The organism is Sphingorhabdus sp. (assembly GCF_041737645.1).
In the GTDB taxonomy this organism is placed as follows: Bacteria; Pseudomonadota; Alphaproteobacteria; order Sphingomonadales; family Sphingomonadaceae; genus Sphingorhabdus_B.
Genome location: NZ_JBGSRI010000073.1, coordinates 1 through 14,471 on the forward strand (window position 1 = coordinate 1; position 14,471 = coordinate 14,471).

A 14,471-nucleotide genomic window follows, 5' to 3' on the forward strand; every position below is an offset into this window, starting at 1 on the left:
CACACGCTTTTTCGAGAATCTGGAACGCTACCGAAAGGGCGAGAAGCTGGAACCCCTCGTAAATCTGGATCTGGGATATTGAATATGGCACATAATCCGGCTGAAATCTGGCATAAGGTGGCCCTGTCGCGCGATGTCGACGCGATTGCCGCTATCCTGCATGACGACTGCATTTTCGAAAGTCCGGTCGTTCACACTCCGCAATTGGGCAGAGCGATTACCGCCAAATATCTGGCCGCCGCAGGACATACGCTGGGAAACGACGATTTTTCCTATGTCGGTGAATGGCATCGGGAAAATTCGGCAATCCTGGAATTTGAAACCGTTATCGACGGAATTGCGATCAACGGTATCGACATGATCAGTTGCAATGACGAAGGACTCATCACCCATTTCAAGGTCATGGTCCGCCCCTTGAAGGCGATGAACATGCTCCACCAGAAAATGGGCGAGATGCTGATGAAGATGTCCGGGTGACCTCAATTGCATTGGTCCGTTTTGACGCTGCCGCGTTCCTTCGCGATTATTGGCAAAAAAAGCCACTGCTGATCCGTAATCCTTGGTCGCAATGGATAAATCCGCTCGACCCCGACGAATTGGCAGGGCTGGCCTGTGAACCGGAAGTTGAATCCCGACTTGTCATTGGAGCACAGGGCAGTTGGGCGGTCGAACATGGCCCCTTGGCAGCGGCGCGTTTTGCAAAATTGGGTCAAGAACCGTCGACATTGCTGGTGCAAGCTGTCGATCATCATGTGCCACAGGTAGCCGAATTGATCGCGCCATTTCGGTTCATTCCCGATTGGCGGATTGACGATATCATGGTCAGCTATGCCACGGATGGCGGCGGTGTTGGTCCGCATTTTGACCAATATGATGTCTTTCTTATTCAGGGGCATGGGCGTCGCCGCTGGCGCGTTGGGCAAGTTTGTGATGCTGATAGCCCCCTATTGCCGCATGATGAATTACGATTGCTGGCGAATTTCGAAGCCACTGACGAATGGGTGTTGGAACCAGGCGACATCCTGTATGTGCCGCCACGCATCGCGCATGACGGAGTTGCGGTCGGCGACGATTGTATGACCTATTCGGTCGGATTTCGCGCGCCCTCACGCAGCGAATTGATCGCACATTACGTCGACGATATGGTCGCCGAAATGGATGATGACGACCGTTATTGCGACCCGGAGCTGGCAGAACAAGCCAACCCTGGTGAAATATCAGTCGAGGCATTGGCAACCCTGCATCAAATGGTTTGTGGTGCCTTAGCCGACCGTCAAAGCTTTGCCCGCTGGTTCGGAGAATATAGCACAACGCCTAAATATCCAGAGGTTGATTGGACGCCAGACGAGCCAGTCAGCTTGGAAGAGGTCCGCCTTCACCTCGCCAATGGCACAACGCTTGTGCGCAACCCGGCCAGCCGTTTTTCCTTCATACAGGCTGACGAGGGCGTAGATCTGTTTGTCGACGGTCACTGTTTCTCATGCAGAGACGGAAGCGAGGCATTTGCCCGAAAAATCTGTGCAGAAAGCCGATTGGTCGCTGATGCCAAATTGTTACAGCCCGATTCTGTGCACGTTCTGGTCATGCAAATGGCCAATCGAGGGGCAATTGCGTTCGAGCAGGATGATTAACGCATTGGTGCAGACCAGGCTCAGCATTTGCGCTAAAAAGGCGCGTTATCCAACAGAACAGGACGCCTCGGCCGTCGCTCAACGCGCCGATATCCTATTGCGCCCATATAAATGTGACCGCTGTCACAAATTTCACCTCACAAGCCGGACCAAGGGCAAGCGCATTCCCCGACCTAGAGGCTAATCTCGCGCCACTCCCCCTGCCCTATGCCCTCGACCATCCAGTCCCCCACGGACCAGCGCACCAACCGCAAAGTCGGAAAACCAACCGCCGCTGTCATCCGTCGCACTTGCCGGTTGCGGCCTTCGCGGATTGTTAGTTTCAGCCAGCTATCGGGTACGCTCAATCGCACACGAATGGGCGGGTCGCGCGGCCATAATTCGGGTTCGTCAATGCGTTCCGCCTCGGCGGGTAAGGTCTCGCCATCCTTCAACCGCACACAATTTCGCAACGCCGCCAACGCCTCGTCCGTCACTTCGCCCTCGACCTGCACAAGATAGCTTTTCGGCATCTTGAACTTCGGGTCGGATATCTGCGCCTGCAACCGCCCATCGTCGGTCAGTAGCATCAAGCCTTCGCTGTCCATGTCAAGTCGCCCAGCCGGATATACCCCCGGAACGTCGATAAATTGCGAAAGCGTCGGACGCGGCGAGCCTTCCGTCCCTTTGTCGGTAAATTGCGGCAGTACCCCGAAGGGTTTGTTGAACAGAATCAGGCGGGGCATCAATCGCGTCTAGCGCACTCTATCCTGCGGCCAGAATTTCAGTTCGTTCTGCCGCACCGGCGCGACAATCTCGGCAGCAGGCTTTTTCGACAGAGTGAACGCCGCAAATACGCCCGCAATCGCGCCAAAGAGATGCGATTCAAACGAAATATACCCCTGCGTCGGAAGCACCCCGAACACCATCCCGCCATAGAAAAACAACACGGCCAACGCGATAGCAATACTGCGCGGGCTGCGGTCGAACCATGCCAACGCAATGACAAGGCTCCACAGCCCGAAAATCCAGCCGCTTGCGCCGATATGATCGCCGGGACGCCCAAGCAGCCACACGAGCCCACCGCCGAGCAATATGATCACCGCGCTCGCCTTGACGAAATAGCGTAGCCCCTGAAGCAGCACCAGCGACCCCAGCACCACGAACGCCGCCAAATTGCTTCCTAGATGCGCCACATCGGCATGGATGAACGGGGCCGTCGCAATCGTGTAGGCGCCGCCTATTTCGCGCGGCTCAATACCGAAATTCGACAGGTATCCGCCAGTAAAAAGGTTGACGACATGCGCGACGATCATCGCCGCGCTTAAACCTGCGATTGTTTTCCAATGCTGGATCATTGTCAGTTCCTCTGCGCTAACTGTATTACCCCTATAACACAACAACGCATAAAGAAAAGGCCGGTGAGTTTCCCCACCGGCCCTTCCTGTTTCAGTTTGGACTGAACAGCTTGGACTTAGAAATCCATGCCGCCCATTCCGCCGGGCATACCGCCACCGCCGGCAGACTTGTCTTCAGGTGCGTCGGAAATTGCAGCTTCAGTGGTAATCAACAGACCGGCAACCGATGCTGCATCCTGCAATGCGGTACGAACGACCTTGGTTGGGTCGATAACGCCTGCCTTGACCAGATTTTCATAAACGTCAGTCGATGCGTTGAAGCCCATCGTCTCATCGTTTTCACGCAACAAGTTGCCAGCGACAACCGCGCCATCAACTCCTGCATTCTGGGCAATCTGGCGCAGCGGCGCTTCGATTGCCTTGCGGATGATGTCGACACCGCGAGTCTGGTCGTCATTGGCACCCTTGATGTTTGCCAACGCCTTGGTTGCGTACAAAAGCGCTGTACCGCCGCCTGGAACAATGCCTTCTTCAACGGCTGCGCGGGTTGCGTGCAGCGCATCGTCGACGCGGTCCTTACGTTCTTTCACTTCAACTTCGGTCGAACCACCGACCTTGATGACTGCAACGCCGCCAGCCAATTTGGCCAGACGTTCTTGCAGCTTTTCCTTGTCATAATCAGACGTGGTGTTTTCGATCTGCGAACGGATCGCTTCTACACGGCCTTTGATCGCATCGGATTCACCGGCGCCATCGACGATGATGGTGTTGTCCTTGTCAATGGTAACGCGCTTGGCTTGGCCGAGCATGCCCAAAGTTACAGTTTCAAGCTTGATGCCCAGATCTTCGCTAATCATTTCACCCTTGGTGAGGATCGCGATATCTTCCAGCATCGCCTTGCGACGATCGCCAAAGCCAGGGGCCTTAACAGCTGCAATCTTCAGACCGCCACGCAATTTGTTGACCACCAGGGTAGCCAATGCTTCGCCTTCAACGTCTTCAGCGATGATGAGAAGCGGACGACCCGACTGCACCACTGCTTCGAGAATTGGCAACATGGCTTGCAAGTTGCCGAGCTTCTTTTCGTGGATCAGGATGTATGGATTGTCGAGTTCGACAGACATCTTTTCGGTGTTGGTGATGAAGTAAGGCGACAGATAACCGCGGTCAAACTGCATACCTTCAACAACGTCGAGCTCGCTTTCGCGACCCTTCGCTTCTTCGACCGTTATAACGCCTTCTTTGCCGACCTTTTCCATGGCCTTGGCAATCATTTCACCGATTTCGGATTCGCCATTTGCAGAAATTGTACCGACTTGGGCAACTTCAGACGAACCGGCAACCGGCTTGGAGCGCTGCACAAGATCAGCGACAACTGCGGTAACTGCAAGGTCGATACCACGCTTCAAATCCATCGGATTCATGCCAGCGGCAACGGACTTCATACCTTCGCGCACGATAGCCTGCGCCAAATCGGTCGCGGAGGTGGTGCCGTCACCGGCAATATCATTGGTTTTCGAGGCAACTTCGCGAACCATCTGTGCGCCCATATTTTCGAACTTGTCTTTCAGTTCGATTTCCTTGGCGACAGTAACGCCGTCCTTGGTAATGCGCGGAGCACCGAAGCTTTTGTCGATAACAACATTGCGGCCCTTTGGCCCCAAGGTCACCTTCACCGCGTCGGCGAGGATGTCTACGCCGCGCAGGATGCGTTCACGCGCATCGCGGCCGAATTTCACGTCTTTAGCAGCCATGATATTGTTCCTTTAAATAAAGCGCAGAAAACTGCGCAAGTTCACACTGGTTTGGGGTTAGCTAACAATCCCGAGGATATCCGATTCCTTCATAATCAACAGGTCTTCCCCATCGATCTTGACTTCGGTTCCGGACCATTTGCCGAACAGAATCTTGTCACCAGCCTTAACGTCGAGCGGAGTCACTGTGCCATCATCGGCCTTGGTTCCAGAACCAACAGCGACAACTTCGCCTTCTTGTGGCTTTTCCTGAGCGGTATCGGGGATGATAATCCCACCAGCGGTTTTTGCTTCGGCCTCGACCCGACGGACGAGGACACGGTCATGCAACGGACGAAATGCCATGTAGAACCTTCCTTTTAACTGTTTTGCCATCCCGCCACTCCCGCAGGGAAGCAGGTGACGGCAATGAATAAGTGTTGGCACTCGCCAAATACGAGTGCTAACGGTATTCAGATAGGGTGTTTTTGTGACGGGTCAAGGGCTGCGGAAAAGAATTTTTGCACATATTGTAACCGCTGGCTCCTGCTTTTCGAATGATTGACAGGACCGGATGAATTATGGTCCATCCCCCTCTGGCTTAATGCCCGAACAGATTAGGAGAATCACGATGAACACTATGATTTTGAAGCTAGCCGGTGCCGCCGCAGCCCTTTCCGCCGCTGCTACTATGGCCGCCGCCCCCGCACAGGCAGCGGGCGAAAAAGAAAAATGCTATGGCGTTTCGCTGAAGGCAAAAAATGATTGCGCCGCAGGACCAGGAACAAGCTGTGCTGGCACGTCGACCGTCGATTATCAAGGCAACGCCTGGAAATTTGTCGCCACCGGCACTTGCGAAAAAATGGGCGGTTCGCTTGCGGCGAAAAAGGGCAATGCTAAACCTGTGCCGATGAAAGGCTAAATTCATTTGACGCTATTTTGGACGCAATTGGCATTCAGTCGAACGCGTTCGGGATGACGGCTCCAGTTTGAAAGCTTATGGTTTGCGGATGGACATCAAGCCTACCCCCTTCCTCCTTCCTCCTTCGGTCGGGATAGGTTTGAAACCGCAACATTATGAATCGTTGCTCGACCCTTCATGCCCATCGGGTCGCTCTTGTTGGGTCGAAGTCCATCCGCAGAATTATTTTGGCGATGGTGGTCCGCCACACCGTTGGCTGACCGCCATCGCCGAACGTTTTCCTCTTAGCTTCCATTCGGTCGGGCTTTCTCTTGGTTCTGCCGACGGGTTGAATGGTTATGATCTTGAACGCCTGGCTGCACTATGCGATTTGTACCAGCCTGCATCGGTTTCGGACCATCTGAGCTTTTCCGGCAACGCGCATAACCGTTTCGCGGATCTACTCCCTGTACCTTACACAAAACAATCACTCGACCATTTTGCCGGTGAAATCGGGAAAGTTCAGGACCGGTTGAAACGCTCAATCCTTATCGAAAACCCCTCACGCTATCTTGCCTATCGAGGCGACGAGATGGAAGAGGTCGAGTTTATCGCCAGACTGGTTGGTATCACCGGATGCGGGCTTTTGTTCGATATCAACAATGTCGAAGTTTCGGCCAACAATCTGGGTTTTTCACCCTTATCCTATCTCGATGCAATCGATCCCCTTATCGTCGGCGAAATTCATTTAGCCGGCCATGCGGTCGAGCAGCATGATAGCGGACCATTGTTGATCGACGATCATGGCAGCCATGTCACCCAAACAACATGGGATATGTATCGCCGGTTTATCGAACGCGCTGGTGCGAAACCAACTTTGATTGAATGGGATACTGACATACCCGATTATCCGGTGTTGATAGCGGAGGCCGAAAAAGCGCAGGATATAATGAACGAGGCGTGCTATGCCGTCGTTGATTGACGCGCAGAACAACTTTATCGATACCATCAACGACGGACCTGCCCGGTTGGACCCGCGTTTGTTTGATGGCCCTGTCGACCGGATCATGCTGGGCCTCAAAGCGCATGCCAATACAATAAATCATGCGCGCATTGTCGCTTTGGAAGAAACATTCCCCCTGACGCGCCAGTTTATTGGTGACGAAGAATTCAACAGATTAGCCCGCAATTTCGCCGAGAGCGAGATTGCGCGGGCTAGCGACAATAATCATATTGGATTGCGCTTCCCTTATTGTCTTGGCGACGCAGCCACTATTGAATTGGCACAGATTGAATGGGCGTGGCTTGAAAGTTATAACGCCGCAGAAGCGAGTGCTCTTACTCTTTCCGAACTGGGCGGATTGGATCAAACGCATTTGATAGCGTTGCCTATAGCACCGCATCCATCGGCGCGGCTTGTTCCGATTTCATCGCCTTTGGTAATTGCCGTAGAAAATCTGACCGACATGCAACCATCAGCAATACTAACGGTTCGTCCTGAAACCGAAGTACGCCTGGTTCCGCTAAACCCCATTCAAATGGCGGTATGTGCAGCTTCGGCGGAGAAAAATGCAGTTCTGGGTAACCTTTTGGAGATTGCCATCGAACAGTCTGGTGAACAGGCTCCCTTAGAGCCGATTTTTCACCTCATCGGCGCTGGAGCGCTGATCAAAGCTGGATGATGAATGAACGCCCTTTTGGTCCCTTATACCCGAATTGTTGCAGCACTTTCGACGACACTTGCTGAATCGGTGATGCTACTGTTCGTTCGCGTGTCCCTCGCCGGAATTTTCTGGCGTTCCGGGCGCACAAAGGTGGATGAGGGGAGTTTGCTATCAGTCAGCGACACCGCAAAATTCCTGTTTGAAGAGGAATATAGCGGCGTGCCGCTGCCTTCGGAATTTGCGGCCTATTTGGCCACTTATTCGGAACATTTGTTTCCCATCTTGCTCGTTATTGGGCTCTTTACACGCCTGTCAGCGCTCGCATTATTAGGCATGACAATGGTCATCCAGATTTTTGTCTATCCCGAAGCATGGTGGTCGGTTCATATGATCTGGGTTGCACTTGCACTCGTTCTGATCGCTCGCGGCGGCGGAAAGCTCGGCGTTGACGCGTTACTGACACGTTCAAAATGATTGCGCGCGAAGAAACCATGCGTGACCTGATGCGCCTTTCACAAGCAGGTGACAAACAGGCTTATGCTGTTTTGCTGGAACAGACAGGTCGTTGGCTTGCGCGGTTCTTTTCGCAAAAAATTGCTGCCGATGCGGTCGATGATCTGGTTCAGGAAACCTTGATTTCGCTACATCGCAAACGCGCCAGTTATGATCCGTCGCGGCCGTTTTTACCTTGGCTTGCGGCCATCGCTCGGTATCGCTGGGTTGACCGCTTGCGGCAAACCTATCGCCACGCCGCCGATGAATTGCAGGATCAGCATAGTGAAGAAAGCCATGAAGATGTTGTCGGTGCAAAAATCAGCATCGATAACTTGCTGCATCAATTACCCCAGGCACAGGCACTCGCCATTCGCCTGGTCAAAATCGACGGCCTCAGCATTGCCGAGGCTTGCATCAAATGTGGCCAGTCCGAACCGCTGGTCAAAGTGAACATACATCGTGGCCTGAAAAAGCTGGCGATGCTTATCGAGAGCGAATGAGATGAATAAGAGTTTTGATATCGCCGCACTGGTTGATGATCTGGAACCCGTCAAACCGATGCGAAAGGATGTGCCGCTGCTCTTTTTGGCTGCCGTCACCATCGCCGCAACGTCATTAATAATATGGACGCAAGGAATGCGAGCGGACGTACTTGCCGGGCATCCCGACGAGATGTTTCTAATCCGTGCAGGTGTGCTGCTGCTGCTAGGTGGCGCGACGGCTTATGCCGTAACTTCTATGGCGAGCCCTGCCGTCGGCAGAAACCAGAATGGCTGGCAAATGGCGTTGGCCGCCGCTGCAGTTTTTCCACTCGCAGCAATTGTTGTTGCATCTACCGGAGATATTGGCCCTGCAATGTCCGCGATGGAATCTGGCATTCGCTGCATGTCGTACAGCCTGATTGCAGCCATTGCGACCGCGGTACCTATGGTGGTTTGGCTCCGTAAAGGCGCACCTTCTTCGCCAGAGCGCGCAGGTTGGCTAACCGGAGTCGCGTCGGGGGGCTTGGGTGCATTTGCCTATAACCTGCACTGCCCATTCAATAATGTGGTCTATATCGGGCTGTGGTATAGCCTTTCAATAATCATCTGCGCGGTCGTCGGCAGGATGATAGTGCCGCGTTTGATTAAGTGGTGATTTGCAACCAAGGTATTTGAAGTGAGTCTCATATTTTATCATGCTCCCATGTCGACTTCGTCGCTGACCGAGGCAGTTATCGCGGAGTTGGGAATTGCCGTCGACGTCGTAAAAATGGATATCGACGCTGGTGACACCCAAGCTCCGGAGTTTCTAAAAATCAATCCTAATGGCCGAGTACCGGTGATCGTTCACAACGGTGAGACGATTTGGGAGTCAGCAGCCATTACGATGTATTTGGGTGAAACTTTTGGCGTGGCTGCTGGGCTATATCCACCCTCCGGACCGCAGCGTGCGGCGGCGATGAAATGGATCGTCTGGACCAATACATCGTTAGCCGAAGCCGCAGGGCGCTTGTCCGCGATGCAAATGACAGGCTCAGATGGAGCCGTTCAGGAAGGTTCTGTCGATTTCATCCCAGCAGAATTGCGAAATCAAGCGGCGTTGGACAAAGCCAAAAGCGATATTGCTGCGGGTCTAAACATACTTGATGCGGCATTGCTTGATCAACCTTATCTGGCCGGGGACTATACCATTGCGGACACACATTTGTGGGTATTGGCCGGATGGATTGCATCCATGGATATTGATCTTTCAGCGTATCCGAACCTTTCGGACTGGATACAACGCTGCGCCGAAAGGCCGGCATTGGCTAGGTTGTTTAGCGATTAGGACCGCGCAGGCAACCCCGCTGCCCGCAGTGCGGCATGGGCTTCGGCAATGCTATGCTGGCCAAAATGGAAAATGGATGCCGCCAGCACCGCGCTGGCATGGCCTTGCCGCACGCCCTCAACTAGGTGATCAAGATTGCCGACACCGCCGCTTGCTACGACCGGCACATTGACCGCATCTGCAATTTCGCGCGTCAAAGCGAGATCGTAGCCATCACGCGTCCCGTCGCGGTCCATGCTGGTGACAAGCAATTCCCCTGCCCCCAGCGCAGCCAGCTTTACCGCGTGCTCTAATGCATCGATACCTGTCGGATTGCGGCCTCCGTGGGTGAAAATTTCCCATCGGTCACCTGTTCGTCTTGCGTCAACCGAGGCAACAACGCACTGACTGCCGAAACGTTCGGCGATATCGGCGACAACCTCTGGCCGGGCTACGGCTGCGCTGTTGACCGCGACTTTATCGGCACCCGCCAACAGCAATGCGCGCGCGTCCTCTGCGCTCCGCACTCCACCGCCGACTGTTAACGGCATGAAGCAAACCTCGGCAGTTCGCCGGACGACATCAATTATCGTACCGCGTCCTTCATGGCTGGCCCCGATATCCAAAAAACAAAGCTCGTCCGCACCCGCCGCATCATATGCTTGCGCCTGCTCCACCGGGTCACCCGCATCGCGCAAGTCGACGAAGTTGACGCCCTTGACGACGCGGCCATTGGATACGTCGAGGCAAGGAATTACACGGATACGGACGGTCACGCGCGCTCCGCCATCGCAATCGCGGTCGCCAGATCCAGCCGCCCGTCATAAATGGCTCGGCCGGTAATGACGCCTTCGATGCCGTCCTTTGCGTGCAATGACAGCATGTGGATATCGTCAATTCCCTTCACCCCACCGCTAGCAATAACTGGAATTTTTACCCGCCGCGCCAGATCGACCGTCGCTTCGATATTGCATCCGGTCAGCATCCCGTCACGTCCCACATCGGTGAACAGGATCGATGCAACGCCCGCGTCTTCGAAGCGTCGCGCAAGGTCGATCACCGCCATATCGGATTTCTCGGCCCAGCCCTCGGTGGCAACAAATCCATCGCGCGCATCAACGGCAACAACGATGCCATTTTCAAATTCGCGCGCCATATCCTTCACAAATTGCGGGTCTTTCAGCGCTGCAGTGCCGATAACCAGCCGCGCGACGCCCATATCGAACCAGCGTTCAACCGTCTGCGGGTTCCGGATCCCGCCGCCGAGCTGGATATAGCCAGGGAAATTCTCGATGATGCCTTCAACCGCTTCGGCATTTTCGGGCCGTCCGGCAAAAGCTCCGTCGAGATCAACGACGTGCAGGAACTCAGCGCCCTGCTCTGCAAAAAGAAGCGCCTGCGCTGCCGGATCGTCGGCATAGACGGTTGCACGGTCCATATCGCCCTCTGCCAAGCGAACAACTTGGCCGCCCTTCAGGTCAATTGCGGGAAAAACGATCAAGCCAAATCTCCCATCAGGGGCGCCACTCCAGAAAGCGTTTCAGGAAATTTATGCCATAAGCCTGGCTTTTTTCAGGGTGAAACTGGACGCCCAAAATATTGCCCTGACCGACAGCAGCAACCAGCAATCCCCCATGATCGGTTGTGGCCAAAACGTTTGCTTCGTTCTCTGCGTCAAAATGATAACCATGCAAGAAATAGGCTTCACCGCTTTCTAACAACGGCGCACGTGTTTTTGGCGTTACGTCGTTCCAGCCCATATGCGGAACTTTTAGTCCGGCCGCTGGCTCAATCGCGCGTACCGTGCCCTTGATCCATCCGAGCCCCTGCGTCGTTCCGTGCTCAACGCCTGCATCAGCTAGAAGCTGCATGCCAACACAAATGCCGAGGAAGGGAATGCCGTCGCTGTGAACTTTGCGCTCCATCGCTTCAATCATGCCTTCAATGGCCGACAAAGCCTCAAAACAATGGGCAAATGCTCCAACTCCCGGCAACACAATCCGGTCGGCTTTCGCCACCACTTCTGGTTCAGCGGTAACGACAACATCCGACGCCCCCGCTGCTTTCAACGCATTATGCACAGAATGCAGATTGCCCGCCCCATAATCAATCAGCGCCAGTGACACGGCTTACAGCGTCCCCTTGGTCGATGGAATGGAATCCGCCTTGCGCGGATCAATCTCGACTGCTTGCCGTAACGCGCGCGCCAAAGCCTTGTAGCAGCTCTCTACGATATGATGGTTGTTCGACCCGTAGAGATTTTCGATATGCAGCGTAATGCCCGCGCTCGTCGCAAAGCTGTGGAACCAGTGCTCGATCAACTCGGTATCCCATTCGCCCAGCCGAGGCATGCCAAGCGACACTTTCCAGACAAAATAGGGTCTGCCGGAAATATCCAGTGCGCAGCGAGTCAGCGTTTCATCCATTGGCGCATAGGCCGTGCCGTATCGCGTTATGCCGCGTTTATCGCCGAGCGCCTGCAAAACCGCCTCGCCTATGGCAATGCCGGTGTCTTCAGTGGTGTGATGCTGGTCGATATGCAGGTCGCCTACGGCTTTCACCTTAAGGTCGATCAGCGAATGGCGTGACAATTGTTCCAGCATATGATCCAGAAAACCAATGCCCGTGGAAACTTCATAAACGCCACTGCCGTCAAGATTTACCTCGACATCAATCGACGTTTCATTGGTTTTGCGGCTAATGGTCCCGGAGCGCATGGGCGTCGCTATACGCATAATCTCGCGCTTGGCAAGTTGACTTGGCAGCAACAAGTATCTTGATTTCAACCTCTCTACGGTCCACCAAGCGCCAATGAGTGAAGAGCATTTCGACAGTATGATTCCCTATGACGATGTTGTGCAAGAGGCACTGCGCGCCGTTGTAGGCCGTGTGCTGGGCGATGTTGCGCTCAACGGTCTTCCAGGCGACCATCATTTCTATATTACTTTCAAAACACAAGCGCCCGGTGTTGCCATTCCGTCCCATTTGCATGAACGGTTTCCGGACGAGATGACAATCGTGCTTCAACACAAATATTGGGATTTGAAGGTCGATTCGGACCATTTTGAAGTTGGGCTGTCATTCAGTCAGATTCCTTCGCATCTTTTCGTTCCCTATTCCGCAATCACTGCTTTTGTAGATCCGGCTGTAGATTTTGCTTTGCAATTCCAAGTTGACGCAGGCGAAGCCGGTCCAGAACCGCATGACGTCGCAGGCAATGACGAACCGTCGGTTCAGGTCGAAGACGGCTCCAACGTCGTGAGCGTGGACTTCGGGCGGAAGAAGTGACGGGTCACTTCCGTACCGAATATGACAGTCTTGGCCCCATTGAAGTCCCCGTAGCGGCATATTGGGGCGCACAAACCCAGCGCAGCATCGCAAATTTCCCATTTCCGGCGCAAGAACGCATGCCTTTGGGGATTATTTACGGCTTGGCCCACGTCAAGCGTGCCGCAGCCCGCACTCATAAGGTGTCCGGCGCACTTTCGCCTGAAATTGCAGACTTTATCGTGCTTGCCGCCGACCGCATTTTAGCAGGTGAGTTTGACGACCAGTTTCCGCTCGTCATCTGGCAAACAGGCAGCGGCACGCAATCGAATATGAATGTGAATGAGGTGATAGCGGGCATCGCCAACGAAATCCTGACGGGTACGCGCGGCGGAAATGCACCAGTGCATCCCAATGACCATGTGAACAAAGGACAGTCATCCAACGACAGTTTCCCGACAGCTATTCATGTTGCGGTGGCCCATGCGACCTATCATAAATTACTGCCATCTTTAGCTATTCTCACCGATGCGCTGATGTCCAAATCGGCGGCTTGGTCCGACATTGTCAAAATTGGCCGCACACATTTGCAAGATGCAACACCTCTCACGCTCGGTCAGGAATTTTCAGGCTATGTCGCCCAATTGATCGCGAACCGCGCCCGGATCGAGGGCACCGTCCTCCACAACGTCCAGAAACTGGCGCAAGGCGGGACGGCGGTTGGCACTGGTTTGAATGCGCCAGAAGGTTTTGATCGTGCAATTTCAACCGAAATTTCAGCAGTTACCGGAATAGAATTTGAACCGGCCCGCAATAAATTCGAAGCGCTCGCATCCAATGATGGGTTGGTACAAATGTCGGGCGTTTTGAATACACTTGCCGTCAGCCTGACAAAAATCGCAAACGACATTCGCTTGCTAGGTTCCGGACCGCGCTCAGGGCTTGGGGAACTTTTGCTTCCCGAAAACGAACCAGGCAGTTCAATCATGCCCGGCAAGGTCAACCCTACCCAGTGCGAAATGCTGACAATGGTCACAGCACAGGTTATCGGCAATCATCAAGCTGTAACCATCGGCGGCCTTCAAGGTCACTTGGAATTGAATGTTTTCAAACCATTAATCGGTTCAAATGTCTTGCGGTCGATTGAACTGCTAAGCGTCGGCATGGACACCTTCGCCAAAAACTGTGTCGCGGGTCTGGAACCCGACCGCGTTCGCATTGCAGGGTTGATGGAAAATTCCTTGATGCTTGTTACCGCGCTCGCGCCCGTCATTGGATATGACAACGCCGCCAAAATCGCCAAGCAAGCCCACGCCGAGGGAACCACATTGCGCGAAGCAGCTTTGGCATCGGGACTGGTTGACGAAGTCACCTTCGATACCCATGTCATACCACAGGACATGGTATAGGAGACCCGTTATGTTGAGATCTATCGCAGGGGCAGTTGTCGGCGAAGTAATAGGCCGCAAACGCGGCAATGGCCTGTTAGGTGCAGGACTAGGCCTAGTGGCCACGCGTATTGCGACGCGCTCTATTCCCGGCTTGATATTCGTAGGCGGCGCCATTGCGGCCAAGGCCATTTATGACAAACGCAAACAAAGCCGTTCTGAATAAAGAGACGCATCCTAAAAACCAATTGACGTAAACCCATAGTT

Annotated in this window: 20 protein-coding genes; 12 read left to right on the forward strand and 8 right to left on the reverse strand. The window is 54.0% G+C overall.

The annotated features are described in order from the left end of the window. Positions 1-84: 84 nt before the first annotated feature. Both ACEW72_RS13980 and ACEW72_RS13985 read left to right on the forward strand, forming a co-directional pair. Complete coding sequence (locus ACEW72_RS13980; protein ID WP_373477004.1) at positions 85-477, forward strand: nuclear transport factor 2 family protein; 393 nt, start codon at positions 85-87, stop codon at positions 475-477. A gap of 5 nt (positions 478-482) precedes the next feature. Then, a complete protein-coding gene (locus ACEW72_RS13985) occupies positions 483-1,631 on the forward strand; it encodes a JmjC domain-containing protein (protein WP_373477040.1) in 1,149 nt (382 codons plus the stop codon). Between the two features lie 173 nt (positions 1,632-1,804). On the opposite strand, the gene ACEW72_RS13990 is transcribed toward ACEW72_RS13985, so the two are convergent. The 4 genes from ACEW72_RS13990 to groES all read right to left on the reverse strand — a co-directional run bounded on the left by ACEW72_RS13990 (position 1,805) and on the right by groES (position 5,067). Next, positions 1,805-2,356, reverse strand: coding sequence for a pseudouridine synthase (locus tag ACEW72_RS13990; protein WP_373477005.1), 552 nt, complete (start codon positions 2,354-2,356; stop codon positions 1,805-1,807). 9 nt (positions 2,357-2,365) lie between these two features. Beyond that, positions 2,366-2,968, reverse strand: a complete 603-nt coding sequence (locus ACEW72_RS13995; protein WP_373477006.1) for a rhomboid family intramembrane serine protease — start codon at positions 2,966-2,968, stop codon at positions 2,366-2,368. Between the two features lie 116 nt (positions 2,969-3,084). Continuing rightward, positions 3,085-4,722, reverse strand: a complete 1,638-nt coding sequence (gene groL / locus ACEW72_RS14000; RefSeq protein ID WP_373477007.1) for a chaperonin GroEL — start codon at positions 4,720-4,722, stop codon at positions 3,085-3,087. A gap of 57 nt (positions 4,723-4,779) precedes the next feature. Beyond that, on the reverse strand, positions 4,780-5,067 hold the full coding sequence (groES, locus tag ACEW72_RS14005) for a co-chaperone GroES (RefSeq protein WP_160353013.1): 288 nt from the start codon (positions 5,065-5,067) through the stop codon (positions 4,780-4,782). A gap of 265 nt (positions 5,068-5,332) precedes the next feature. Here groES and ACEW72_RS14010 point away from each other — a divergent pair, with 265 nt between their 5' ends. The 7 genes from ACEW72_RS14010 to ACEW72_RS14040 all read left to right on the forward strand — a co-directional run bounded on the left by ACEW72_RS14010 (position 5,333) and on the right by ACEW72_RS14040 (position 9,570). Beyond that, positions 5,333-5,623, forward strand: a complete 291-nt coding sequence (locus tag ACEW72_RS14010; RefSeq protein ID WP_373477008.1) for a DUF2282 domain-containing protein — start codon at positions 5,333-5,335, stop codon at positions 5,621-5,623. Positions 5,624-5,711: 88 nt separating this feature from the next. Then, positions 5,712-6,584 (forward strand): DUF692 family multinuclear iron-containing protein, encoded by an 873-nt coding sequence (locus ACEW72_RS14015; RefSeq protein WP_373477009.1) that lies wholly within the window; start codon positions 5,712-5,714, stop codon positions 6,582-6,584. After that, complete coding sequence (locus tag ACEW72_RS14020) at positions 6,568-7,284, forward strand: putative DNA-binding domain-containing protein (RefSeq protein ID WP_373477010.1); 717 nt, start codon at positions 6,568-6,570, stop codon at positions 7,282-7,284. The genes ACEW72_RS14015 and ACEW72_RS14020 overlap by 17 nt, the downstream gene beginning before the upstream one ends. 3 nt (positions 7,285-7,287) lie before the next feature. Further along, on the forward strand, positions 7,288-7,740 hold the full coding sequence (locus ACEW72_RS14025) for a DoxX family protein (protein ID WP_373477011.1): 453 nt from the start codon (positions 7,288-7,290) through the stop codon (positions 7,738-7,740). A 17-nt stretch (positions 7,741-7,757) separates the two neighbouring features. After that, positions 7,758-8,261: a sigma-70 family RNA polymerase sigma factor gene (locus tag ACEW72_RS14030; RefSeq protein ID WP_373477012.1), complete on the forward strand. Its 504-nt coding sequence runs from the start codon at positions 7,758-7,760 to the stop codon at positions 8,259-8,261. Between the two features lies 1 nt (position 8,262). Then, positions 8,263-8,898, forward strand: a complete 636-nt coding sequence (locus ACEW72_RS14035) for an NrsF family protein (protein ID WP_373477013.1) — start codon at positions 8,263-8,265, stop codon at positions 8,896-8,898. Between the two features lie 21 nt (positions 8,899-8,919). Further along, entirely contained in the window at positions 8,920-9,570 is a 651-nt protein-coding gene (locus tag ACEW72_RS14040) for a glutathione S-transferase family protein (RefSeq protein WP_373477014.1), read from the forward strand. Here ACEW72_RS14040 and hisF read toward each other — a convergent pair. From hisF to hisB, 4 genes are read right to left on the reverse strand one after another with little or no spacing between them, the layout of a single operon-like run. Further along, positions 9,567-10,325, reverse strand: coding sequence for an imidazole glycerol phosphate synthase subunit HisF (gene hisF, locus ACEW72_RS14045; protein WP_373477015.1), 759 nt, complete (start codon positions 10,323-10,325; stop codon positions 9,567-9,569). The two genes, ACEW72_RS14040 and hisF, sit on opposite strands and share 4 nt — an antisense overlap. After that, on the reverse strand, positions 10,322-11,050 hold the full coding sequence (gene hisA, locus ACEW72_RS14050; protein WP_373477016.1) for a 1-(5-phosphoribosyl)-5-[(5-phosphoribosylamino)methylideneamino]imidazole-4-carboxamide isomerase: 729 nt from the start codon (positions 11,048-11,050) through the stop codon (positions 10,322-10,324). The genes hisF and hisA overlap by 4 nt, the downstream gene beginning before the upstream one ends. Before the next feature lie 13 nt (positions 11,051-11,063). Beyond that, positions 11,064-11,675, reverse strand: coding sequence for an imidazole glycerol phosphate synthase subunit HisH (gene hisH, locus ACEW72_RS14055; protein ID WP_373477017.1), 612 nt, complete (start codon positions 11,673-11,675; stop codon positions 11,064-11,066). A gap of 3 nt (positions 11,676-11,678) precedes the next feature. After that, positions 11,679-12,266: an imidazoleglycerol-phosphate dehydratase HisB gene (hisB, locus tag ACEW72_RS14060; RefSeq protein WP_373477041.1), complete on the reverse strand. Its 588-nt coding sequence runs from the start codon at positions 12,264-12,266 to the stop codon at positions 11,679-11,681. Between the two features lie 94 nt (positions 12,267-12,360). On the opposite strand from hisB, the gene ACEW72_RS14065 reads away from it, so the two are divergent. Genes ACEW72_RS14065 through ACEW72_RS14075 form a run of 3 tightly spaced genes read left to right on the forward strand, consistent with a single transcriptional unit; the run spans position 12,361 to position 14,430 of the window. Next, entirely contained in the window at positions 12,361-12,837 is a 477-nt protein-coding gene (locus ACEW72_RS14065) for an SspB family protein (protein ID WP_373477018.1), read from the forward strand. Further along, a complete protein-coding gene (gene fumC, locus ACEW72_RS14070; protein ID WP_373477019.1) occupies positions 12,834-14,225 on the forward strand; it encodes a class II fumarate hydratase in 1,392 nt (463 codons plus the stop codon). The genes ACEW72_RS14065 and fumC overlap by 4 nt, the downstream gene beginning before the upstream one ends. Positions 14,226-14,235: 10 nt before the next feature. Next, a complete protein-coding gene (locus ACEW72_RS14075; RefSeq protein ID WP_373477020.1) occupies positions 14,236-14,430 on the forward strand; it encodes a hypothetical protein in 195 nt (64 codons plus the stop codon). Positions 14,431-14,471 lie beyond the last annotated feature (41 nt).